Origin of the sequence: Dictyobacter aurantiacus (genome assembly GCF_003967515.1) — a bacterium.
Taxonomy (GTDB): domain Bacteria; phylum Chloroflexota; class Ktedonobacteria; order Ktedonobacterales; family Ktedonobacteraceae; genus Dictyobacter; species Dictyobacter aurantiacus.
On the sequence record NZ_BIFQ01000001.1, the window covers coordinates 3,272,879 to 3,297,565 of the forward strand.

Consider the following 24,687-nt stretch of genomic DNA (forward strand, 5'->3'; position numbering starts at 1 on the left):
AAGGAGTTTTTCGTGAAGATTGATGATCTGGTGTTTAGCCGACGAACACGACAAAACCATGCCCTGGAGCATGCTACTTTTACCATCCTGGGTACTATGGATCCATCGTTAAGCGCCAGCGCGCGCTCAAACTCGGACGGTTTTATTATCTTTGGTGACGTCGATCTGGGCTTGCTGAGGCGTGCCCTGGATGAGGCTCTGAGGCGCTTGCAGGCCGGCGAGGCCGAGCTGGCGATTCATCCTAACTGTGGCACCAACCTGGCGGTAGGCGTTTCTATGGTGACCATTGGCACCTTGCTGGGGATGGCCTCAAGCAATAGCCGTACCCGCGTTGCCTCGGCCGCCGCCTCTTCTGTGGCCGGCTGGATGGCCGCCCGGCCGCTGGGTGAATACGTCCAGAAGCACTTTACCACGCTGCCAGACCTGACGGGCGTACACGTTACCAGTATCACACGCCGCAAAGTGTTTGGCTTTACCTTTGTTGATGTTCGTACAGTGCAGGAGTAGCTATGTATACGCCACCACCATTGTCGGTGCCTATCGTTTCCATTTTGATTGGTTATGGAATCAATATTTTGATCCTGGCCATGTTTGTTCGTGCTATCGCCTCCTGGTTTCAAATGGATGAGCGTTTTGCCGTCATCCGTTTTCTCGCCCGGATGACGGATCCCTTTATCGTTCCGGTTCGGCGCGTGGTGGGCCAGATAGGCTTTTTGGATCTCTCATTCCTGATAGCATGGTTCGGGTTGTTCATCATTCGATTATTACTGTTGCAATCGTTGCCGCCTGGCTGGTAACGCCATGCTGATATCGGTACGCGTCATCCCGCGCAGCACGCGCAATCAATTGGAATGGGATGGCGAGGTGTTGAAGGCGCGTCTGACCGCGCCCCCTGTAGACGGGGCCGCCAATCAGGCCCTGATCGCCTTGCTGGCCGATCAATTGGCTATCCCCAGGCGCGCCATCAGCATTGTACGAGGAACGACCAGCCGTCAAAAAGTGGTGGATATCGAACAGTTAACGCCTGCAGAATTAGAACAGAGACTGACTCAGACACACTAGCGTGTCACAAAGCTGTCTTACTCTCATGATCATCGACTGTGGCCTATAGGAGCTTTAGCACCTGCGTCTATGGTAAGGTGGTGCAACAGGGGCGCATCCACGCCCCTGTTGCACCACCTTACAAAACCCCAGCGCGACCGCGAACGCGGACGCCCGTGCGGGGGCTATCACCTTTCCCCAGGGTGATGAGGGTCTGGCACAATAACAGCTATCTGATAGCTGGTTATTGTGCCAGGAACTGTCCTGTTCCCAGGTTCTCCTCCATATGGATACGCCCCATGTCATCGAAGTACAGGACGACGATAGCTTTGTTGATTGGATCCCCATCTGGGCCGAACGTGATCTGCCCACTTACTCCCTGCAGATTTTTTACGCTGGCCAGGGCCTGCTGTAAAGCTGTGGATTTCAGGGTAGTGCCTCCGTTGAGCGCCTGTTTGGAGCCGGTGAGCAGGGCCGTCATCGCGTCGTAGGAAAGGATGACGTTATTGCTCGGCCGTCGAAAACCGTAGACACCGCTCGGATTCGAACTGCTATAGTCGTCAGAATAATCCTTGAAGAAGGCTGGCTTTTTATTGCCCTGCTTCAGAATATCCCATTCATCTGGATAGGCGAAGGCCGTGAAGTGCATGCGATGCAGTTCCCCCTTCACGCTACTCGGATAGCCCGCCAGCTCATAGAGCGCGTCACCGCCCAGGATCTGGGTTTTGGCCAGGGCCGGATGTTTGGGCAGTTCCCCCAGCAGGGTTGCCACATCATTGGAGTAGCCAGCAAAGTAGATCAGACCGGGGTCGGTCTGCAACTGCTGCACGCCAGCGATGATCGAGGCCGGATCGTTCCTGTGATAGGTAATGATCCTGGTCTGCCCACTAAAGGCGCCTTTGAAGTCGTTACCCAGGCTCTGGCTGTATGAATCACCATCATCCAGGAAGATTGCGGCCTGTTGTGCCTGAAGCTTGCTCTTCGCATAGGCCGCGGCAACCGTGGCCTCGCTTTTATTCGACGGTGCCACGCGGAAGAAGTAGGACGAAAGCCCGGTCAGACTATCACTGGAGGCCGTCGCCGAGACCATAGGAATGTGGGCGGCGGTCAGGATATTGGAGGCGTTTTCCGCGTGCGAGCTCAAGGACCAGCCCATGACGCCAACGATGGTCGGATCTTTGGCGGCCGCCTGCACTATCTGGTGGGCTACGGTAGCGGCATTGCCCGAATCGCTGCCCGTATTGGCGATTATCAGGCGCACTTTGACGTTGCCCAATGTATTCTGCTGGTTCCATTCATGCTGGGCCACGTAGGCGCCCTGCAGATTGTCATAACCGATGCCAGCGTTGGGTCCGGTGAGGACGGTGCCCACCACAAACGTGATATATGGCTGTCCCGAAGAGAGGATACGCATATTCTCCTGATAAATATGCGCCTCCGCGTCACTGGAATCCTGACCAAGGGCGTCGTTCCAGAAGGTGTTCGCCTGGCTGGTGTTGCCCTGCGCCATCGCCTGTACCGCCTGATTTTTGTAGCTGGCGTTCTTGCGCGAGGTATCAAAGATCGATTTGCCGTCGCTCAGACCAATGGACTCGCCCTTGATGGTCGTGACACTGATCGGGTCGGCGGAGGGCTGATTCCCTTTGGCAGATGTCTGGCCGGTATGGCTGATCGGTTGAGCACCTCCTCCAGGGGGTGTCACTGGATGTCCCAGGTTTGGCAGCACAAAGATGAGGGCGCCGATAATGATCAGGACCACAATTAGCAGCAGAAAGCTCCACAGGATATAGTTATTGTCGTTCTTCTTTTGTTGTTGCTGCGGGGCGAATGTCCCCATCTGCTGCTGTTGATAGCCACCGCGATTGCGGGGTCGCTGGCCCTGATTTGGGCCCGGACCATATGGACCCCCGCCATAGGGATTATTGGCTGGCTGGCCTGGCTGGCTGCGGGCGGGCGCGCCTGAAGCACTATATCCGCCAGCATAGGCGGAACCCGCGCTGTTGGCGGCTGGTTTGGACGCGACCGAGGGCGTTGATATAGGACCCGAAGTATTGAGAATGTACGAACTGGTATCAATGGCCGCGTGGAAGCGTTGCTGCAGAAGGGCCTCGATCTCTTGCTTCATCTGGCGAGCATTTTGATAGCGCTTGTTGATATCCAGGGTCAGCGCCTTCTCCAGGATGCGCTCAAGCTCTGGTGAGAGTTGTTTATTCAGGGTCCGCACCGGTGGATAGTTGAACGGAGGATAATTGCGTGGATCGCGATTGGTGACCAGGTGATGCAGGGTGGCGGCCAACGCGTAGAGATCCGAGCGCGCGTCGGCGTTGCCCTGATACTGCTCGGGCGGCGCATAGCCGGGTGTCCCCAGCGCGGAGGTCTGTTTGCGCTTAGCGTTGCGCGCCTCGTCGGCGCGGGCGATGCCGAAGTCCACCAGTCGGGCCCGTTTGTCGCGACTGCTGATAATAATATTGGCAGGCTTGATATCGCGGTGCACGATCGGTGGTTTCTGCTCACTCAGGTATTCCAGGATATCCAGGACCTGAGCAATATAGGTCAACGCCTCCTGCTCGGGCATGGGCTTGTTAACCCGTTCCATATAGTCTTCTAGATTTTCACCCGGTGCGTATTCCTGCACCATGTAGTAGCGCGAGCCCTCTTGAAAACTATCGGTCACAGTCGGGATAAGTGGATGATCCAGGTTGGCGAGCGTCTCTACCTCGCGCTCAAAGTTACGTACATCTTCTTGTCGTTGTGTTGGATCATTTTCGTCTGAGATAAGTTCTTTGATGACCACGCGCTTATTTGAGACGCGTGAGTCCCTTGCCAGCACGGCGGCGCCCATACCGCCCTGGCCCAGCACCTTCTCGACGATATAGCGGCCGTTTTGTAGTTTTGCGTTGGGTGTCAGGGTACTTGAAGCACCGTGAACGCCGCCGCCTGTGCCACCACCTGCTGCCTGTGTTGTTGTGGCCGTTGGATAGCTGGCACCAGGCTGGCTAACCACGGTCTGAGTGCTGGAGGCTGGTGTATCCAGGTAACCACCACAATTGGCACAAAAGGTTTCACCGGCCGGATTATTCGTACCGCAAAAAGGACATTTCATAGTTGTGCCTATTATTCCAATCTCATCGCTATAGAGCGATTATCTAGAGATACCATTATATTAGTAATAGCGCAATTCCGCTCACGATTTCAAAAATCGGCCCAGGTAGGCGGGTTCCATGTGGATATGCCCGTTCTGGTCGACATAGAGGACGAGAATTGCTTTATCAACTGGATCTCCATTCGCTCCAATGCTGATCTGCCCACTTACCCCTTGAATAGCATTAGCACCATTGAGCTTGAGCAATGCCAGATGTAAATCCTCAGGGGTAGGATTCTGCTTTCCAGTGTTCAATGCAATATTGTACGCACTTAGCACTGTAACAGTTGCATCATAGGAGAGAATAACATCATTATCCGCGCGCGTAAAGCCATATGAGCCGCCCGGGTGTTGTCCATCGGGATTGAACGCCGACGAATATTCGTTGAAAAAGGCGGGCTTCTGACTGCTGTATTTCAGTACATCCCACTCATCTGGATAGGCAAAAGATGTAAAGCGCAGGCGGTTGAAATTGGCGCGCGCGCTACTCTGGTAGCCTCCCAGTTCATATAGTGCGTCGCCTCCCATGACTGGCAGCGTGCCTGGAGGCAGATCGCTCAGCAGCGTGCTGACATCGGTCGCGTAGCCGGAAAAGTAGATCAGGTCCGTCGCTTTGCTACTACTATCATGCATAGCGCTGGCGATGGTGTCAGCTTTGCCAATGGTATAGTTTTCGGTAATGACCTTGTTTTTATCCGTCCCTTGATAGCGTTGCATGAAATCCTGCGCCAGGCTCTGGCTGTATGTATCCTGTGGATCGTAGAAGACGGTGACGGTCTTCGCGTGCAGAACCGTCTCAGCATAGATGGCGGCCTGGGTGCCCTGCTGCTTGTTGGGTGGTACGACACGGAAAAAATAGGGCGATGCATTGCTGAGCGCGTCGCTGGATGAAGTCTGCGAGATCATGGGAATATGATTCTGGCTCAAGATCTGGATAGCGGTCTGTGTGCGTCCGCTGTATGGCCAGCCCATTACGCCTGCAAAGGTGGGATCAGATTGCTGCAGTTTGACGATCTGCTGCGCGACCGTCGCGACCGTGGAGGTCTGACTGCCGCTATTGGCGATCAGCAGGCGCACCAGCGTTCCGTTGCGTAGTTTGGCTCCATCGTTGTACTCTTTCTGCGCGATGTAGGCCCCCTGAAGATCGTCGCGCCCCACCTGGATCTGGTCGCCGCTGAGCATAGTTGCGACCACTATCGTCACATAGGGGTTACCGGATTGTATGACATGGATGTCCTCTTTATAAATGAGGGCTTCCGCGTCATTGGAGTTCTTGCTGGTCGCATCATTTAAGAGTGAGATGGCCGCATTGACATTGTTTTTATCTTGCTTGAGCTGCTGAGCCGCCTGTGTCTTGAGCGAGCCGTCCTCCAGCGTGGTATCGAAGGCCGTCGTCCCGTCGCTGATCCCGATCGGTTCTCCCTTGATCATGGTCACGCTGATGGGGGCGCTGCCCTTGCTTGCTGTCAGCCATGAGTAGCCGCCAAAGATGCCGCCTGCGATGAGCACCAGCAGCAGCACCGCGATCAGCACGATCAGCCCACCGCGTCTCTTTTTCCGAGGCTGCGCCTGTTGTGGCTGATAGGGGAAGCCGGGCTGAGATATTTGTTGGTTGGAGAAGCCAGGCTGCGATATCGGCTGATTCGAAAATGCTGGCAATGGCTGAACCGGTGTAAATGATGCTCCCGCGTTGCCCTGTCCAGCGGCTGAAAGCGTTGGTGGCGGTGGGGGCATCAGCGTGGGCGGAGTAGCGCTGTTGCCTATCCCCGGTTGTGATACCCCTGATGGGGTAGATGGCAGCGTCGCATCCGCTGCAGAATTGGCGATCTGTGTTTGCGCACTGCTAATGGCGCGCATCGGACCCGAGGTCCCCAGCGTATAGCTGTCGATGTTGCCCGAGATTCCGAAGCGCTGCCGCAGAATCGTGTCGATCTCGTTTTTCATCGCCGTGGCGCTCTGATAGCGCTGATTGATATCATTATTTAACGCTTTGGTCAGGACCCTCTCGATGTCCGGCGATAGCTGCGGATTCAGTGAGCGTGCCGGTGGATAATAAAAGGGCGGATGATTGCGTGGGTCACGGTTGGTCAGCAAGTGGTGCAGCGTGGCGGCCAGAGCATAGAGATCTGAGCGTGGATCGGCGTTGCCCTGATACTGCTCGGGTGGCGCGTAGCCGGGCGTGCCCAGCGCGGAGGTCTGTTTGCGCTGGGCGTTGCGCGCCTCGTCGGCGCGGGCGATGCCAAAGTCCACCAGGTGCGCGCGCCGATCGCGCGTACCAATAATGATATTGGCCGGCTTGATATCGCGGTGCACGATAGGCGGCATCTGCTGCGAGAGATAGTCGAGCACATCGAGCATTTCGGAAGCACAGATCAACGCTTCACGCTCATTCATTGGTTGATTGGCGCGATTCATGCGCTCCTCTAGATTTTCACCATCCACATATTCCTGGACCATAAAGTAGCGCGTACCCTCCTGGAAGTGGTCCGTCACGTTGGGTACCAGCGGATGGTCGATGTGGGCCAGCGTGGCAACCTCGCGCTTGAAGTTGCGCACATCCTCTAAACGGCGATTCTGATCCACATTATCTGAAATCAACTCTTTGATGACCACTGATTTGCCATCGAGACGAATGTCGGTGGCCAGTAGGGCGGCTCCCATGCCTCCCTGCCCCAGGATCTTCTTGATGACGTAGCGCCCACCCTGCAGGCGTGAGCCTGGACTGAGGGAGCTTGCAACAGCGCTGTTACTATTTGAAGGTGTAGAGGAGTCCGGTGACTCATTTACCCGGTTCCCACAATTTCCGCAAAAGCGAACGTTATCTCGCAGTTCCGCGCCGCAGTAAGGACATGTCATCTTTCTGCCTGCCTTTTAAGACATAACTATGAATGGGTCTTACACTCGTCTTACAGTGGGACGTGATAGTTCTCGCACAGGCGCCCGCGTGCGCGGCCGCCCTCGTTTTTTATTGGTGCATGGGGGGCATCCGCGCCCCCATGCACCAACAACACCATGACCTGTGAGCACCGCAGGTGATGAACTTGCACGTCAGACACTCTCTTATAAATAAAAGACGCCAAAGAGCATCTTTTCGGAATGATAAAAAATAATGATTTCGCCAAACAGGCGGAAAAATTATACTTATTTTTTCAATATAAGTCGAGCCTTTTTTATGCTAAAATCTACATCCTCTTATTACATACGTAATCTTATGTGAAAAGTTAAAATGAAGGGCAGCGCAAAAAAAGACCCTGCCAGAACAGGGTCTGTGCAGGATCTAAAGTATGTTGAGGTTGCGAAGCAAGGCTCTGGTTGGTGATTAGCGCTCAATTGGTGAGCGAACCAGGCTGCCCCACTCGGTCCAGGAACCGTCGTAGTTGCGAACGTTCTGGAAGCCAAGCAGCTGGGTCAGAACGAACCATGTGTGGGCGGAGCGCTCACCGATGCGGCAGTAGGAGATGACCTGGTTGTCTGGTGAGACGTCTTTGCCGCCATAGATATCACGCAGCTCCTCCGCTGATTTAAAGGTGCCATCGGCGTTTGCCGTAACGGCCCAGGGGATATTCTTGGCACCAGGAATATGGCCGGCGCGCTGCGCACCTTCCTGGGGATAGTTCACCATGTGCAGCAGTTCGCCGCTGTACTCCTGAGGAGAGCGTACATCGATCAAACGCAGGTTGGGATTCTTAAGTTCAGCCAGCACCTGGTCACGGAAGGCGCGGATGCTCTCATCGGCTGGCTGCGCATGATAGGTTGTGTGCTCGTAATGGGGCACCTCTTTAGTGTAAGGTCGGCCCTCAGCCTCCCATTTCGTGCGGCCACCATTGAGCAGCTTCAGATTTTTGTGGCCATATTGTGTAAATAGCCAGTATGAGTAAGCTGCATACCAGTTGTTACGATCACCATAGAGTACAATGGTGGTGTCGTTGGTGATGCCCCAGTTACCAAAGAGCTTCTCCAGCCCTTCCTGGTCAATAAAATCACGGCTCAGTGGATCCTGAACGTCGACATGCCAGTCCAATTTGACCGCGCCTGGAATGTGGCCAACTTCGTATAATAATACGTCCTCGTCCGCTTCAATCAAGCGTACATTGGGATCGTTCAGGTGGTCCGCAACCCAATTTGTATCGACGAGAGCTTCTGGATGTGCATACTCAGACATGTGTCTGGCCTCCTTGTATGTTGCCTTCTATTGTTGATTTAGTAGATCAACATTCAAAACTTCTACTGTAGTATAGAAGCTGATTATAGGTGATGTCAAGAGAAAAGCGCACAGCTTTTAACTTTTTCTATGTGAGTTTTGTTCGTCTCACGTTCATGATGATTTTGCTTGAGCCGTTACAGAAAAGTGTCGGCATTGCCGACACTTTTCTGTAACGGCTCAAGCAAAAAATGATGTCATGCTTTGCGAGGGGAGATGCCGAGGCCCTTGTCGACTTTCGAGAGATCATAGATACCCGCGTGCTGTTGATAGCCGCCGCAGAAGGGATCCTCGGTTAACAGCATGGGAGTATCCAGGTCGATGAAGCGGAAATTCCCCAGGCCGGCGGCAAAGTGAGCGGCCATGCTGATGGCGAGGCGCGTCTCGATCATGGCGCCGATCATCAGTTGCATGTGCGCGGCCCGGCAGAGGGCCACGATATCCATGGCCTCGACGATGCCAGTCTTCATCAGCTTGATGTTGATGACATTGGCGGACCCGGTGGCGATAATGCTCGAGACCTCGGCCAGGCTGCCGGCGCTTTCATCGGCGGCGATCGGTACGCTGGTGTGCTGCATGACATAGCGCAGTCCGGCCAGGTCGTCCTTATGGACCGGTTGCTCCAGTAAGATGGGACGGATGTCACGATCTTCCAGAGCCTCCAGGCAGAGCAGGGCTTCGTTGGGCGTGTATCCTTGATTGGCATCCAGGATGATGCCCAGGTGGGGAGCACCGCTGCGTACCGCCTCGACGCGATTGACATCCTCGCGTAGATCACCTCCCACCTTTACCTTGATCGTCGAGATGCCCAGTTTGACCGTTTTCTCCGCCAACTGATAGCCCCGTTCGGGGGTAACCAGGGGGATGCTCATATCGGTCTCGACATGCGTGCTGGCGCCTCCAAAGAATGCGTAGAGCGGCATACCATAGCAGCGTGTCAGGGCATCCAGCAGCGCCATCTCGATCCCGGCGCAAACGGTCTTCTGCGCGAAATAAAGGCCGTGTACAAGTTTTGAGAGCTTGCGCCAGTGGGCTGCATCCTGTCCAACCAGGAGATCGATACAACTGTGGGCCGCCGCCAGGGCGGTTTCCTGCGATTCACCGGTACTGGGTGGGAAGGGAGCACACTCGCCATAGCCGATGCTCCCATCCTGCAATGTGAGTGTGATCAGCACATTACGTGCCTGTGTTACACTGCCAGTCGCGATAGCGAACGGCTCATGTAACGGCACATTCAACGGCTCCACTGTCATTGAACGGATAGTGGTGCGGGTCATACTCGCTCGCTCCTTTGCAAGTTCAGTCTTAGAGGCTGGTACGGTTCCTTTGACGATCCTGGTAGCGCTCCAGTGCCAGCTCGATCAGTCGATCCAGCAGCTCCGTGTAGGGAACGCCACTGGCGGCCCAGAGTTTGGGATACATACTGATTTCGGTGAAGCCTGGAAGCGTATTGACCTCATTGATGTAGACCTTGCCACTATCCTTATCGATGAAAAAGTCTACGCGTGAGAGTCCACTGAGATCCAGGGCCAGGAAAGCCTCGACGGCATAGCGGCGCATCTCCTCGGAGGTCTGCTGAGGAATGTCGGCCGGGATGATGACCTGAGATTTGTTATCGATATACTTGGCGTTGTAGTCGTAGAATTCGTTGCTGGCGATGACTTCGCCGATGACCGAGGCCAGCGGCTCATCGTTGCCCAGAACGGCGCATTCAAACTCGCGGCAATTGATGTTTTGCTCAATGATGATCTTGCGGTCGTATTCGGCGGCCACGCGCATGGCGTGCGCCAGTTCCTCGCGATCATGGGCCTTGTTGATGCCGACACTGGAGCCCAGATTAACCGGTTTCACAAAGTTCGGATAGCCCAGCTGCTCTTCAATCTGATCCAGAATATCCTCTGGTGAGCGCTCCCATTGGTTGCGACGGAAGACCAGGTATTTAACATTAGGGAGGTGGGCGCTCTCAAAGATCATCTTCATCTTCTCTTTGTCCATGCCTACCGCCGCGCCAAGGACGCCACAGCCAACATAGGGAACGTTAGCCATCTCCAATAGACCCTGCAGGGTGCCATCTTCTCCATAGGTGCCGTGGAGGACTGGAAAGATGACGTCGATCTTCCCGTCATCGCCCAGCCCTTGCTGGCCCTCGATAGGGATGAGATGCCCCACCGTAGGATCACCGGTGAAGGTCACGCTGGTAACGGTCTGGTTAGCATCTTCTGCCTGGCTGTCCACGGATTGTCCGGACGCGATGAGTTTGGCTGGTTCGGTGCCCAGTAGCCATTGGCCGGATTTGGTGATGCCGAGGGGCACGACCTCGTATTTCTCGGGATCCAGATTATTCATCACCGCCTGTGCTGAGGCCAGAGAGACCTCGTGCTCGCCGGAGCGACCACCAAAAACAATACCTACGCGGATCTTTTTTTTGCTCATTATCTATCCTTTCTCGTGTGCGCGGGCCCTAGGCCTGCAGCATGGCAAGCAACGTGTCCATCCCCAGACCAAACGATGCCTTGAGCAATACCAGGTCGGCGCTCTTGACGTTCTCTCTTAAAATATTGGCTGCTGCTTGCTTGGCGGCTTCCAGTTCGGCTGGATTATCCAGGTGGGCCGCGAAGTAGAATGTGTGATCCTCTGACATGCCGGCCGCGACGGCGCCCTCCACGAAGTAGCGTGCCTGTTCGCCAATCGCGATTACGTAGTCTACCAGGTGGGCCAGTTCGGTGCCCGTGTTGTAGTGCTCGTCGTGTGAATAGCTACCCAGCTCTAGAATGTCACCCAGCACGACCCAGCGCTTGCCATTGGCGTCCATGTGGGCTTCGTGCATGGTTTTAGCGATGGCCAGGATAGACTGGCGGTTGGCGTTATAGCTATCATCTATCAGCGTACTGCCATTAGGACCGGCTTTGATCTCTCCTCGACGCTTAAATGCCTTCAATTCTTCAAGCGCGCTGGCGACCTCTGCCAGCGGCATGCCGGCTGCCAGCCCAACGGCAGCGGCTGCCAGCGCGATCGTGATGCCGTGCTGGCCTGGAATGTGCAACTGCACCCGACTGTGATTTCCCTGATAGGAAAGGGTGAAAGTTTGGCCGCGCAACATATCACCGCTGATCTCGCTGGCGCGCACAAGGGCATCTTCAGAAGTACCATAGGAAAGGATGCGGGCCTGCGTTCTCTGACTCATGGCACGGACTCTGGGATCATCATAGTTGAGGATCGCGATCCCCTCGGGCGTCAAAGCTTGCACCAGTTCACTCTTTGCCTGCGCGATACGCTCCTGTGAGCCAAAGAACTCAATGTGTGAAGTGCCGACATTGGTAATCACCGACCAGTCTGGTCTCTTGATGGTACAGAGCCACGCCAGTTCACCGACCCATTGCGCGCCCATCTCCAGTACTGCGTAGCGATGCTGTGGCTCCAGACGCAGCAAGGTCAGGGGAAAGCCGATCTCTGTATTGTAGGAGGCCAGCGTCTTGAGCGTAGGAGCCAGGTGGTTCAGCACGGTCGCGATCGCCTCTTTTGTGCTGGTCTTGCCATTGCTACCAGTGATCCCGATATAGGTTGTCTCGGGCTGACGCTGTGTCCGCGTGCGGGCCGTTGCGTGCAAGGCTTCAACCACGTCCGGCACCACAATCTGGATAAAGTCGGCGGGCACATCTGGTGCCTCCTCAGTACATAGCGCCCCGATCGCGCCCGCCTGGGCGGCCGCCGGGATAAAGCGATGGCCGTCGACCCGGGCGCCTTTCAAGGCAATAAACAGATCTCCGGGTTCAATCTGGCGATTGTCATGATGGGCTGAGCGAAAGACAAGTTGGGGATCGGGTGTCGTGCGGCTTACTACGCGAGCTTTACCAGCATTACCTTGCAGTATGTCATCGAGGGTGAACATGCTGTTTCTATCCTTTACAAATTCTACTGTACTTTGAGCTGATTATATCATGGCTCGTTCTAAAAAGCATTTGGAAGCGCCACTCGATTATGGCTCGTTTTGCTCATCCAGATTTGAATTTTTTCCTGCCAATAGGGAAAAAAGGGCCAAAAGTGATAGCTTTTAAAGACAATGTGTGGTATAATCCCAGGACACTGTATGCACATAGGGGCTTTCACTGGCTGATCCGTGAGAGTTGTGCATTGCAGAAGAAGAGCTATAATGGGATTTAGACCCAAGAATTGAGAAGCATTTATGTCATTCACAGATCAGACGTTGGTTTGCCGAGATTGCAATCAGGAATTCACCTTTACCGCTGGCGAGCAGGAATTTTATGCTAGCCGTGGGCTCACAAACAACCCATCACGCTGTCCGTCATGCCGTGCCGCGCGCAAGAGCAGCATGGGTGACCGCTCCCGCTCATCTCGTGGCAACGATGGCGGCTATCGCGAACCCCGCCAGATGTATACCGCGATCTGCGCAAGTTGTGGTAACGAAGCCCAGGTTCCGTTCCAGCCCCGCGAGGATCGTCCAGTTTATTGTAGCGATTGCTATCAGCCCCGTACTTCTTCGAGCCGTGGTGGTGATCGCCGATCGCGCTGGTAGTATCCATGAGCGAGATTGTTATTCAAGCCGGTGAATCGTTCGAACTTGCGCTGAAACGATTCAACCGTAAAGTTCAGAATGCTGGCATTCTGGCCGAGGCTCGTCGTCGCAGATATTACGAAAGCCCACAGTCCCGTCGCAAACGGAAAGCTGAAGCGGCACGTCGTAAGCAGCGCCGTTCACGCGTCTAAATTTCTGTACGCTGAATCCTGGCAATTAACGTAATACAACGTCAATAAAAGGCACATCCATAGAAAGCGTCTATGGATGTGCCTTTTATTTTGCTCAGTTTTACCCCAATCGGAGGCGTGCGTCGACCGCCTGGCGAAGCCATATAGGGGATCGGGTCCATTTATCATGGAGGGTCATTGGGTGCGCAGGGCGCGTCCAATGACCCTCCAAACACTCGGCAGCCGCCTATGCGGGGGCGTTTTGCCCCCTATGATGACGAATTACGAGCTGCACAGCATGGGAATTTGCTAATTTAAAATAAGTGACTTGACAAAGGAAAGTATCTGTGGTATGTTATGGCTAACATTAGTTAAGTAACTAATATTTAAATAGTTTGCTATCTGGAGGATTACTCTTATGGCTTGGACCATTGATGCAGCACATTCACATATCGGTTTTTCTGTACGCCACATGGTGGTGAGCACTGTTCGCGGACAGTTCAATGCTGTACGCGGCACACTAGAATTGAACGAAGCCAATCCTTCCGCTTCCTGGGTTGAGGCTGAGGTTGATACCGCCAGCATTGACACCCATGATGCCAACCGCGATGCGCACCTGCGTTCGGCTGAATTCTTTGATGCGGAGAAGTTCCCAAAAATTACCTTTAAGAGCACCAAAGTTGAAGGCGACTCTGGCGACTTCAAAGTTACTGGCGACCTGACCATCCATGGTGTTACGAAGCCCGTTACTTTCGAGGTTGAGTATTCTGGCTTTGTTAAAGATCCCTATGGTCTCAACCGCGCTGGCTTATCCGCGCAGACCAAGATCAATCGCAAAGACTTCGGCCTGGGCTGGAATCCTTTGCTGGAGACCGGCGGTGCCGTTGTGAGTGATGAGGTGAAATTGAACCTGGAGTTCGAGGCCACTCAGCAGCCTGCGTAATCCACTTTCCTTTTTTACATACACGAACAGAGCAAGTAATTGGTAGATTCTTACCGATTACTTGCTTTTTTGTTTGCCAGGCTTGTTCGGGCTCCACGGTGGTCTCTCTTGATCGGTAACACCCTATGAAGGTTTTTTGCTTCTTATTTGTTTAGAAGAAAGTAGTGAGTCGTCGCATACTTTCTATGGCATACAATAAGTGTGGGTAAAAAATAGTGATAATGATGTAGTGCTTATACAGTAAATGAAGGAGTGTAGACAAGCGATGAGAGCTGTTGTGATTACGAGGCCAGGTGGTTCTGAAGTACTAGAGATACAGGATCGAGAGACGCCGGAGCCGGTAGGAGATTGGGTGCGTGTGCGCGTGCGCGCCGCAGGCCTGAACCGGGCCGATCTAGCGCAGCGAGCGGGATTTTATCCCGCCCCTCCTGGCTCTCCCTCGGATATTCCGGGTATGGAGTTCGCCGGCGAGGTGGATGCGATTGGACCGCTGGTGCAGCGCTGGAAGCCGGGACAGCGTGTCATGGGTATCGTTGGTGGTGGTGGGCAGGCCGAGTATCTGCTGGTACACGAGGGCATGCTGGTGGAGATTCCCGAGAACCTGGATTTCGTTCAGGCAGCGGCGGTGCCCGAGGTATTTATGACGGCGCACGACGCGCTCTTTACCCAGGCCGGTCTGCAAATGGGCGAGCGCTTGCTGGTACACGCCGTTGGTAGCGGCGTGGGGACTGCGGCGGTCCAGCTGGCCCATGCTGTTGGGGCCACAGTGTATGGCACCTCACGTACCGCCAGCAAGCTGGAACGAGCCAAGAACCTGGGGTTAGAGGTGGGCCTGGCCGATCCCAATTTCGCGGCTGAGATCAAGCAATTGACCAGGGGCGAAGGGGTCCACGTGGTGCTCGATTTTATCGGTGGGGCGTATATGGAGCAGAATTTAGCAGCTCTGGCCTCCTGGGGACGGCTGGTCTTTCTGGCTACTCTGGGTGGGTCGCACGCGGATGTCAACCTGGGGACCGTGATGGCTAAGCGCATCCAGATTCGCGGCTGCACCCTGCGCTCGCGTACACTGGAGGAGAAGCTGGCGGTGACGCGCCTTTTCGCCACCCAGGTGGTGCCGCTGCTGGCCAGCGCCAGAGTAAGGCCGATCGTTGAAGAAGTGTTCCCTCTACACGAGATCGCCAAAGCCCATGATGTCATGGCTGATAACCGTAACTTCGGAAAACTGGTGCTCAAGATCGACGATTAAGCTGTTCGGTGGTCTCATCAATCCTTCATGGTTTGATGAGACCATCTTTCTCTCTGCTGGTAGATGGCGCGGGATAGATAGCGAAAAGGTTCGCAAATAGTGTGGTATTTTTTATACATTTGACCGCTTAAATGCAGATTGGCGAGATGGGGTATTCTTCTTCACCGCTGACTGCATCTGCAACTCGTATGCCGGTCGGTGCATCAACGCATCTGTGATAGTGCGCACAATTAAATTATTGCGTTCATTTCCTTCGGGCAGGGATGTCGATATCACGCGAATAATTTCATAGACGTTCAATTCATTGGCTTCGCGGCGCAGCTCTTTCGCGTAATAATCGGCGCGCTTATTAGCGCTACGGGCCTGGCTGATGATCAACTGCTGGGTGACACCGGTCACAACATTGGCAATAGTCAGTGCCCATTTGGCGCTATTGTTAACAAACATGGCATTGGTAAAAAGGAGAAAGAGCAAGATAGTGCCTAAAATGAAGATCGTTCCAATGATAGCGATAATCAGGCTGGTAAAGAACCAGCATTGGGCTTCAAAGCGGCTTTGCAGGTACATTTGCTCAAGAGCCATACCCTCATCAGGGAGGTATGACTCTTTGCTCGAGCGCCTGGACGCCGCTCCTGCGGTGCTTCTCTTTTCCATTATGCTCCCATACCCCTCCTAGCCCATCCTGGACATTGTTCAGATCCTTTCCCATCATCTGGTTGCTCATTTGTCTGCTAATGATTCGTTTTGATCATATTCGGGCTCGATATCTATCTGCTGGTCGGAGAGGCCTAAGGATGTTGAAACCAGGGTCTTTTGCAGCAGATGTTTATGCTGGTCATCAATGTCAAGCTGTGTAATAAAGCCTGTGATGGTGGCAAAACTACGTACTTCATTCAGGTTGCAGAGGTAGAGATCGGCCCGCTCATGCGCCTGTCGTGTCTGGTAAAAGACCCAGGCTGTGACACAGGCGTTGATCACATTGATAATGATAATAAAGCTGGTAATCGGAAAAAGTTGTGTTTTGAGCTGTAATGAATACAGCAGAATGGGTAGAAAGATCGAGAGAGCAATAATCATAGCCGCGGTGATCGCGGTAATCAGGCTGCGGTTAAACCAGTTCTGCGCCTCCTGATGATTCTCTTCATAGAGTCGTTCGAGCAACCCGAGCTTGCGCTGCGTTGCGTCTACGATGCGCTGATATGCTTTCTCCTGGGGCACACGTACCACTCGTCGCTGACAGTGCGCTGCTATGCTATCCTTACCATCTTGTTCCAGGGCTTTGACAATAACTGTTCCTTTATCATCTACCTCAATATTCATGCTCAGCGGCGTCAATAGTTCATCATCAATAACGGCATTACGAGCGATGTCGTTTAGAATAGCTTGTCTGACAATAACAGGTTTATCGGCTGAAATGGTAGCTGATCCCATCGATGACTGGGTGGTGCGATATGAGCGGCCGGTCATATCTTAGTCTCCTTTCTGTTTCCCCACACCGTTTCCATTGCCCTGCGTTTAACGCGCACGCCTCCCATGACCAACCCCTTCATCGCAGAGCACCCCAATGCCTTGAAAAGGACTAATTGACCTGAATATACTTTTTACTAATATTTACCAACTTATTATTGCTAGACGTTGCTATCTATAGAATATATCATTTTTATATCATTTTAAATTCTATTTGTCAAATTTTTACATCTGCATGTATTGCTTCGGTATGGAGGAGAGAGAATGCCTTGAAACTGACATTTAGAAGAGGTATAGAAATACAGAAATCAGGATGAGCGTGATCACTCGTCCTGATAAAATGCTTCGAGGGTCTGCTGATAAATCTGCTCAAGCTGCGACATGCTCTTATGCCAGTTCCCATCCAGCAGGAGCGTTGGACGTTGCAGTTGGGTCTGAGTGGAGAATAGATTTAACAGCGCTGATGGGTTATGGATGCTGAAGGCTGGCAATTTGTATTCCGCGATCTCTTTCGCGTTCTCTCGCCAGACTGTGGTGAGCATTTCAAGTATTTCGTGACTTGAAAACACGTTTTGATTGGGGAGCTGTTGTTTGAATTTATGCCACAATAAGTTGACACGTGAGGCGCTCATCAGTATATCAGTATGCAGGTGCGCACACAGCATCAGGTGGCGCCAGATAGACTGTTTCTGCAAGGTGGCAAAGGTATGCGCATCCTGAAATATTGAGCTCTGGGGACTCTGGTAGAGCACATCTAACGTCTGCCTGGCCGCCTGGTAGCGGGCATATGAAAGTTGTAGGTTGCAGAGGGCCGAATGCAGGTAGAGCAGGTGCCTGGATAGGTCCTGAAGCACAATTTCAAAGTCTATTTCTGTGGGCGTGAGCTGTAGCCGGATAGGCTCTGTCATCGCGACATTATACATGTCTTCCTGTTGCGGTTCCCCGATTAGATTATTATAGGCCTGTACCAGTTGCGCGGCCACCACCGATTCTACAAAGAGATTAATGCCCGCCCCTATTTTGTCTGAACCCGCGTACATGCATAGCGTTCCTGCGGTCGCCAGGGTTAAAGAAGCCTCTGTGTTCGCGAGCGCACATTGCTGCACCTTTTGTTCATCCTGTATCCTCATGAACTGGACTCCTGTAGTTGTCTGCCTTAAAACGCTTTCATCCCATCACGGGCCGAGGCGCGCAAGTACCGATGAAGGATACTCATTGCTGACGTTTATCTGTGTCGCGGTGATAAACTGGCACGATTGCGCTATCTACAGAGCAAATAAGGCTGCTTTTTCAGGGAGAGCATAGCATGAAAGGTTGAAATGGGCGTTCCTCCAAAGGATGGAGTACGCGGGTGGATTTCGCCTTTTACCCTTACCGGATCTCAGCCTGCAATCTGTTGGACACGTTCCAGAATTAAGAGCCCTGTCTCGGCTTCTTTACCAATGAGACGAGCGATGCTATCGCTGCCATTCTGCCGCATACAGAAATCGATGTCAGCACCCAGTCCGCTGTCAATCACCTGCCGGGCTGAATGGCAATAAGTTGCCAGGCCCGGTGGTGGATACAGTTGATACAGTCCACGGGCCGCAATGACGCTTTCGTGGGCGACAATCTCCGGCTGCTGATGTTGGATCTCTTGTGCCAGGTAGCCGGCGCAGACCGTATCATCCAGCGCGAAACGTCCGTGTTCGGCGGCACAAACGATATGCACATTGCTCTCCCGCCTGCGCGCATGGGCCAGCGCATAGGCGGTGACGGCCCGGGCATTGTAGAAGCAGCCAGCCAGGCACACACTGTGCTCGGGACAGGCGTAAAAGGCCCGCGTCCCATTGGTGGTGGTCAGGATGAGTTCCCGCCTGTTGAGATCGCTGTGTGAAAATTGGACCGGTGAATTGCCGTAGTCAAAGCCGGGAAGCGCGCGTGCGTGTCGCTCCCCGCACAGGAGCCGTCCAGGCTTTAAGCGGGAGGCCGTTCTGGCCTGCTCAACTGTATCGGCGGCGAAGACACGTTGAGCCCCTCGATCAAATATAGCGGTCAGCGCCGTGGTCGCCCTGATTACATCGATGACAATAAAAACATCCTCATCAGCAGGCCGTGCCGCCACAGCATCGGCCGGACTCATATGGACATATAATTCCATTTATGTATATCCTTCACTCATAACACTCTTATTATTCCTGGCAACATTGTATCATTCGGGTTTGCATACTATGTCGCGCTGCTTACTCCTGTCACTCTGGGGATACATGAGCGCTCTCGCACTCGCGTCCGCTGCGCGGACGCACTGGGTTTTATGTGTTGGTACAACAGGGGCGCATCCGCGCCCCTGTTGTACCAACACACTATGGACATGTTGAGCACTGTAGGTGTGAAAACGCCTGCGATTTGCATGAGCCTTCGCATCTGTGGTGCTCACATGCCAGTTATGTGTTGGTGCAGTGGCTGCGCATCCGCGCCCCTGTTGTACCAACCCACTATGGGCATGTTGAGTATTGTAGGTGTGAAAACGCCTGCGACTTGCATGTGTTTTCGCATCTGTGGTGCTTACATGTCAGTTATATGTTGGTGTAGCGGCTGCGCACCCGCGCCCCTGTTGTACCAACCCACTATGGGCATGTTGAGTATTGTAGGTGTGAAAACGCCTGCGACTTGCATGTGTTTTCGCATCTGTGGTGCTTACATGTCAGTTTATATGTTAGTGCGGCGGCTGCGCTGATGCGCAGCCGCCGCACTAACATATAACCCAATGCGGCCGCGTAGCGGACGCCCGTGCAGGGGCGCTTAAGGCCCCGGTAAGAGGAGATGGAGATACATTCTAGGCGATCTCTTGCCTTAAATGCTGGTCGCGTAAACTTTCAGTCTGGCCGGGCGCGGGCAGGGCCAGCTGTACCTGGTGTAGCCGGCGGTCGACGGTCATGATCAGACCGCGACCGGGAATAGCCTCGGTGGGAAATGATGCATGACCAAAGAGGTCATGGCGCTGCTGTTCATTCAAGGCGAGCCCGATCTTTGTGCTGCACGCACCCATCACTTCAGGCGCGATGTAGCGTGCGCTGGTTTCAGTTGTTGTCAGTATCAAGTAGTAGCCCTGCAGGCGCGCCTCTGCTACAGTCTGGATGAGCCTCTTCAGCTCTGAAGAGGTGGATACGCGCTCGGCAAAAGATTGATAATTGCTGATGATTAATAGAAACTGCGGGATGGTGAGTCCCTGTGACCAGAGTTGCGTCAGGGTATGCTTATCCCAGTGCTGGTTGGAAAATTTGTCATGGCGCTGCTGAATGTCGGCATTAATGGTTCGGATAAAGCGAGTCAGGTCTTCATCCGAGCCGCCATTGGTCCAGAGTGTCTCGCCATTAGGATGGCGGAAGTGTGGCAGAGCGCGAAATTGATCGAGCTCTCCCAGCGGATCAACAACGGCGCAGCGCAGCCGTTCTGGGAGGAAGCAGGTGGTTAGCCAGAGCAGCATAGTCTGCAGGGCCGTCGCTTTACCGCTGTGCTGTGGGCCCGCGATCAGTAAGGGACCTCCACTGCGGGCCTCGGTAGTTCCATGTAGATCTACCAGAAAGGTGTCAACCTGCTGTTCCTCGGGCTTATCGATCAGGCCGAGCGGTATCTGCATCGAGGGTTTGATGCGCTCGCGGTTGCGGTGTTCCAGCATCCCGTTCCTGGTCATGGGGATAATAGCCTGGTATGGTTGTGAGGGTTCCGCTTCTGGATGTCTACTACCATCTTCCGCTGGTGTAAACAAGAGCAGGGGATCTGGTCGCTGGAAGGTGGGTGTGGGTAAGGGATCAGGCCAGGAATGGATACCTTCTTTCCTGGCCTGATCCTTTGGATAGGCGACGCTGATCCGTTCAATGGCCGCTTCAAATAACGTCTGTGAGCGGCTCAAACGGAGCTGTGGCGTTTTATTGACTGTTGGCGTTGGTATCATGGTACCTCTATTTTCCTTTGAATGGTAGTGAGAGCAGCGAATTCAATTGCGCCTGGGCGCTTGCCATTTGATCCTGGATGAATGGTAGTGTCACGCGGGCCGCTTGAAAGAGGTCAAGCTGATTGTCGCCATGGAGCAGATAGCCCCGGCCAGGAATGCTGGCGGGCAGAGCGGCCGCGTCTATGCGTCGCAGCACTTCGCGACTATCCTCTGGTGAAGCGCAGCGCAGACAGAGGCGATATTGCACATACTCCCTGATTCGGCTGATAATTATCTCCTCGGGCCGCTGGGCGGCCAGTAACACATACATCTCCAGCTTGCGTCCCATCTGCATAATATTCAAGAGATCATCCAGCATCGAGGTCTCGCTTCTGATCATCTCGGCGAACTCGTCGATGATAATGATCAGGCTGGGTAGCGTTTTCCCCTCCTTTAACAGCGCTTCGCGCCTGTTCGCTTCGGCACCCAGCATGGTCACAAAGCGCCGGATTGTCGCGGGCGATGAGACATTGGTGAGGAAGCCTGTGGTATGGGGAAGGTGAGCGAAGGGCTGCCATGCCAACCCCGCCCGGTGGTCAATCAGCAGAAAATTGACCTCAGTCGGTTTATAGAGAAATGCCAGTGACAGAACGATCGTTTGCAATAGCTCGCTTTTGCCGGAACCAGTTTGCCCGATTAACAGGCCGTGCGGACCGTCTCTGTGGAGATCCAGGTATTGTATCTCATCCCCAATCTTTAGACCAATGGGAAACCTGAACATTGGCCTGGGTGTACGGAAGAGGGGGTCATTCCAGAGTACAAACGGATCATACGTGTTAAGGTCCAGCGGCGGATCGAACAGCGTACTGAGATCTACCTGAGTGCGCATCTCTATTTGCCTGGTACTCATGGCACGCAGAGATTGCAGGCGCAGCGCGAATGAACGCAGATCTTCCAGCCCCGCCGAGTCGAGCTGCAGGCAATGCCTGGCGGATTGGGGATTTTCACGCAAACTATGCACACGTGCCTGGATACCGGCCATCAACCTGTCCTCTTCGTCGGTAGCGATCTTTTTGTGTTTTTTCTTGCCGGCAACTTTTTCTTCGCTGGCGGGCAGTAAGGCACCGGGTGGTTGTTCCTCGTTTAAATCTATGAAGAGCTGGCTGGTTTGTGGCATCTGTGACCGGCTGGTACACAGGCAGAGCACCGATACACCGAGCTGGTGCCCGCGATTGAGCGCCAGGGCCATTTCAGGTCGCCTGAGTGGAGAGTCAGGGAGGCGTGTCCTGCGGTACTGGGTGGGATGTGACGGCGGGATCACCATAGCCGGTAGGGTTGGCGTGGGTTGATCCAGGTCGCCGGGTCCATCGAACGCATCCACAACGATGAGCAGGTGCGGCCACGGGGAATATCGCTGACCGTCGTCGAGCAGCAGCGCCCTGCGGTTCAGTTCGCGTGAGATAACTGGTAGCTGATCCATGACTGCCGCCGTACCAATTGCACAGGTGCGCTCCTGATAGGTATCTGGCATGGGTGCGCCATCTAACCTGGTATCATAGAGCAGCGTATGCGGGATAATACTGCTCCATTGCCAGGCGACTTCCTGGGAATAGGGGGCCAGGATGATGATGCGCACGTCTTCGGGCGAATGATGATAGGCAACCTGGCTCACGATCGAATGCATCAGTTCGCGAGCCAGCACGATTTTATGGCCGGGCCCTACAATTGCCAGTGGGCTCTGCTGACGTAGATCAACGCAAAGGGGCACGAACACACGCGCGTACGCTTCAAGCAGTGATTTCGCATAGTTATCCTCGCTTTTCAAACGTGCTGGCAAAGATATGCTACCCTCAACCCGCTGATCGCGGATCGTATAGGTCGCGGGCCGCTGCTCAATGCCGATACGCACTCGCATAAAGTCTGGATCGCCGGGCTGGCGTGCCCACAGGTTCATATTCTGGTCACTGTACGGGTATTGGAGCAGTGGTTTGACGTCAAGGTGTTTGTAGACACTGGATTTATATTCGAAGCGGGCTAATGGGGGATCAAGCTCCATCCATGCCTGGCGCTCGTGCCAATGTAACAGCTTTAGTCGCTGTTCCGCCTCCTGTAACTGCGCGTGATAGTGTTGTACCAGATAGCGACGGTGACGCAGCGTGCGCACGAGCTGTACCAGAAACACGATCAAAGAGCCGGCAGCCATTGAGCTACTGATCGCGATAAATGGGATGATCAAGAAGCCGACTTCACCTGTATTAAGATTGGTAAATACATACCCGTAGACGGCCAGGCCAGCCAGGCTAAGAAAAATAGTGCTATAGATGGAGGACTGTGGTAGATCTGGTAGCACCGGGGGCGTGGGTAGTGTAACGATATCTGCTGGAAGTTCCGGCCATACACGTGCCTTGCGTGTAATAACCGATGATGATTGCTGATAAGACATTGCGACCCCTCTCAACTTATCCATTCCCATATGCATATACATGCTCTTTTCCTATCCTAACATACGGGGGGAAAGACAGCAAATGCATAGTAATTCTGTCTTAGATTATTTAAGGTGTAGATGTGGGTGCAAGCGGTTCCATGCTGCGGAACCGCTTGCACCCACATCTACACCTTCTCTCTTTAACCCTGATTTTCGGATGGTTCTTGTTGTTTGACCAGGGTGAGGTGTGATTCGGTGGTCTCGGTCCTGGTTCGAGTCACTCTGACGCGCGCGATGCGGCGCCCATCCATCTCTTCTACACGCAGGCTATAATCTCCAAATGGAACGGTGTCGCCGAGCACAGGTAAGCGATCCAGCTTCTCGAAGATATAGCCGGCCAGAGTGTTGGCATGGATATTCTCAAGCTCTTTTTCACTGCCGCCGAATTGGTCGGCAAAGCTGGTGATGGCTATCAAGCCATCCACCGAAATGGTGCCATCCGGTAGTGTTTCGATCTCGTGTCGTACCCCCCGGTCGCTGGTATCGAACTCATCTTGCACCTCGCCTACCAGCTCTTCAATCACATCTTCTAGCGTAATGATGCCCGCCGTTGATCCGTACTCGTCGATGACAATGGCCATGTGGATGCGTCGGCTGCGCATCTGGGCCAGGATCATATCCAGCGAGGATGTTTCTGTGACATAGAGCACCGGACGTAGTATGGTGCGCAGATTGAATGGTTGCCCCGCCTGGTTGGAGCTGGTTTGAAATATATCTTTGATATGGGCGAGTCCAATGATATTATCAAGCGTATCTTCATAGACCGGAATGCGGGTATAGTTTTCCCGCCAGAAGGTTTGAACCAGGGCTTCACGTGAGATGGTAACCGGGACCGCTACCACCTCACTGCGTGGAATCATGACCTGCTGCGCGGTCTTATCGCTGAAATCAAATACGTGGCGCAGCAATATCTCTTCCTGCTGCTGCAGCAGGCCGGCCTCGCGGCTCTGGGCCACCAGCATCTCCAGTTCCTCTACAGAATGGACCGCCGCGTGCTCGCTCGTGGCTTCGAGTCCCAGCAGACGTACGAAGAAGCCACCAATACCATTCATCAGCAGGATAAACGGACGGAACACATGGGCAAAGAGATAGAGCGGACGGGCGACAAAGAAGGCGGTACCCTCGCTGCGCTGTAGCGCGATAGACTTGGGGACCAGCTCACCCAGTACGATATGGACGATGGTGATAAGGATAAAGCTGATCGCGACCGCGACCGTGTGGGAGATCGCCTCGGCGGCACCACCACCAATCCAGAGGAATACCGGCTCTACCAGGTGGGCCAGCGACGGTTCACCGATCCAGCCCAGTGCCAGGCTGGCCAGCGTAATACCTAATTGCGTCGCCGCGATAAACGTGTCGAGGTGCTGAATCTCTTTTTGAACCACTCGGGCTGCTACATTCCCCTCGGCTACCAGCTGGCTGATTCTGGTTGTACGGATTTTGACCAGCGCGAATTCTCCCGCTACAAAGAAACCATTGGCTGCTACCAGTGCGAAAACCGCGATCAGGCCAAAGATCGAGCTAACATCCACGGAGTAAGTTCCC

At 54.0% G+C, this 24,687-nt stretch carries 20 protein-coding genes; 7 read left to right on the top strand and 13 right to left on the bottom strand.

The window, feature by feature from the left end; translation table 11 throughout:
* The first annotated feature begins 12 nt into the window (after positions 1–12).
* The 3 genes from KTT_RS13175 to KTT_RS13185 are packed head-to-tail and all read left to right on the top strand — an operon-like array spanning position 13 to position 1,062.
* A complete protein-coding gene (locus tag KTT_RS13175; protein ID WP_126596403.1) occupies positions 13–507 on the top strand; it encodes a DUF6391 domain-containing protein in 495 nt (164 codons plus the stop codon).
* A gap of 2 nt (positions 508–509) precedes the next feature.
* Positions 510–797 carry a YggT family protein gene (locus KTT_RS13180; RefSeq protein ID WP_126596404.1) on the top strand — a complete coding sequence of 96 codons (288 nt, stop codon included), beginning with the start codon at positions 510–512 and terminating at the stop codon, positions 795–797.
* Between the two features lie 4 nt (positions 798–801).
* Complete coding sequence (locus KTT_RS13185; protein WP_126596405.1) at positions 802–1,062, top strand: DUF167 domain-containing protein; 261 nt, start codon at positions 802–804, stop codon at positions 1,060–1,062.
* 223 nt (positions 1,063–1,285) lie between these two features.
* On the opposite strand, the gene KTT_RS13190 is transcribed toward KTT_RS13185, so the two are convergent.
* The 6 genes from KTT_RS13190 to KTT_RS13215 all read right to left on the bottom strand — a co-directional run bounded on the left by KTT_RS13190 (position 1,286) and on the right by KTT_RS13215 (position 12,273).
* Positions 1,286–4,144: a protein kinase domain-containing protein gene (locus KTT_RS13190; RefSeq protein ID WP_126596406.1), complete on the bottom strand. Its 2,859-nt coding sequence runs from the start codon at positions 4,142–4,144 to the stop codon at positions 1,286–1,288.
* Positions 4,145–4,225: 81 nt separating this feature from the next.
* A complete protein-coding gene (locus tag KTT_RS13195) occupies positions 4,226–7,039 on the bottom strand; it encodes a protein kinase domain-containing protein (RefSeq protein ID WP_126596407.1) in 2,814 nt (937 codons plus the stop codon).
* A gap of 463 nt (positions 7,040–7,502) precedes the next feature.
* Positions 7,503–8,345, bottom strand: a complete 843-nt coding sequence (locus KTT_RS13200; protein WP_126596408.1) for a sulfurtransferase — start codon at positions 8,343–8,345, stop codon at positions 7,503–7,505.
* A 236-nt stretch (positions 8,346–8,581) separates the two neighbouring features.
* Positions 8,582–9,661 (bottom strand): dipeptide epimerase, encoded by a 1,080-nt coding sequence (locus KTT_RS13205; RefSeq protein WP_126596409.1) that lies wholly within the window; start codon positions 9,659–9,661, stop codon positions 8,582–8,584.
* A gap of 28 nt (positions 9,662–9,689) precedes the next feature.
* Positions 9,690–10,817, bottom strand: a complete 1,128-nt coding sequence (locus KTT_RS13210; protein ID WP_126596410.1) for a D-alanine--D-alanine ligase — start codon at positions 10,815–10,817, stop codon at positions 9,690–9,692.
* A 28-nt stretch (positions 10,818–10,845) separates the two neighbouring features.
* The gene (locus tag KTT_RS13215; protein WP_126596411.1) at positions 10,846–12,273 is read right to left on the bottom strand and encodes a UDP-N-acetylmuramoyl-tripeptide--D-alanyl-D-alanine ligase; all 1,428 of its coding nucleotides are present in this window, start codon (positions 12,271–12,273) and stop codon (positions 10,846–10,848) included.
* 294 nt (positions 12,274–12,567) lie between these two features.
* Between KTT_RS13215 and KTT_RS13220 the strand changes: the two genes are divergently transcribed.
* From KTT_RS13220 to KTT_RS13235, 4 genes are all read left to right on the top strand, one after another.
* The gene (locus KTT_RS13220) at positions 12,568–12,918 is read left to right on the top strand and encodes a zinc-ribbon domain containing protein (RefSeq protein ID WP_126596412.1); all 351 of its coding nucleotides are present in this window, start codon (positions 12,568–12,570) and stop codon (positions 12,916–12,918) included.
* A gap of 5 nt (positions 12,919–12,923) precedes the next feature.
* Entirely contained in the window at positions 12,924–13,109 is a 186-nt protein-coding gene (gene rpsU / locus KTT_RS13225) for a 30S ribosomal protein S21 (protein WP_126596413.1), read from the top strand.
* Between the two features lie 397 nt (positions 13,110–13,506).
* The gene (locus tag KTT_RS13230; RefSeq protein WP_126596414.1) at positions 13,507–14,031 is read left to right on the top strand and encodes a YceI family protein; all 525 of its coding nucleotides are present in this window, start codon (positions 13,507–13,509) and stop codon (positions 14,029–14,031) included.
* Between the two features lie 265 nt (positions 14,032–14,296).
* Positions 14,297–15,277 (top strand): NAD(P)H-quinone oxidoreductase, encoded by a 981-nt coding sequence (locus KTT_RS13235; RefSeq protein ID WP_126596415.1) that lies wholly within the window; start codon positions 14,297–14,299, stop codon positions 15,275–15,277.
* Positions 15,278–15,388: 111 nt separating this feature from the next.
* Here KTT_RS13235 and KTT_RS13240 read toward each other — a convergent pair whose 3' ends face one another.
* From KTT_RS13240 to KTT_RS13270, 7 genes are all read right to left on the bottom strand, one after another.
* Positions 15,389–15,859, bottom strand: coding sequence for a hypothetical protein (locus KTT_RS13240; protein ID WP_126596416.1), 471 nt, complete (start codon positions 15,857–15,859; stop codon positions 15,389–15,391).
* A 138-nt stretch (positions 15,860–15,997) separates the two neighbouring features.
* The gene (locus KTT_RS13245; RefSeq protein WP_126596417.1) at positions 15,998–16,744 is read right to left on the bottom strand and encodes a hypothetical protein; all 747 of its coding nucleotides are present in this window, start codon (positions 16,742–16,744) and stop codon (positions 15,998–16,000) included.
* 323 nt (positions 16,745–17,067) lie between these two features.
* The gene (locus KTT_RS13250) at positions 17,068–17,874 is read right to left on the bottom strand and encodes a hypothetical protein (RefSeq protein ID WP_126596418.1); all 807 of its coding nucleotides are present in this window, start codon (positions 17,872–17,874) and stop codon (positions 17,068–17,070) included.
* A 251-nt stretch (positions 17,875–18,125) separates the two neighbouring features.
* Complete coding sequence (locus KTT_RS13255) at positions 18,126–18,884, bottom strand: 2-phosphosulfolactate phosphatase (protein WP_126596419.1); 759 nt, start codon at positions 18,882–18,884, stop codon at positions 18,126–18,128.
* 675 nt (positions 18,885–19,559) lie between these two features.
* Positions 19,560–20,678, bottom strand: a complete 1,119-nt coding sequence (locus KTT_RS13260; protein WP_126596420.1) for an FtsK/SpoIIIE domain-containing protein — start codon at positions 20,676–20,678, stop codon at positions 19,560–19,562.
* A 7-nt stretch (positions 20,679–20,685) separates the two neighbouring features.
* The gene (locus KTT_RS13265; RefSeq protein WP_160145843.1) at positions 20,686–23,100 is read right to left on the bottom strand and encodes an FtsK/SpoIIIE domain-containing protein; all 2,415 of its coding nucleotides are present in this window, start codon (positions 23,098–23,100) and stop codon (positions 20,686–20,688) included.
* Positions 23,101–23,282: 182 nt separating this feature from the next.
* The gene (locus KTT_RS13270; protein ID WP_126596422.1) at positions 23,283–24,674 is read right to left on the bottom strand and encodes a hemolysin family protein; all 1,392 of its coding nucleotides are present in this window, start codon (positions 24,672–24,674) and stop codon (positions 23,283–23,285) included.
* Positions 24,675–24,687: the final 13 nt, after the last annotated feature.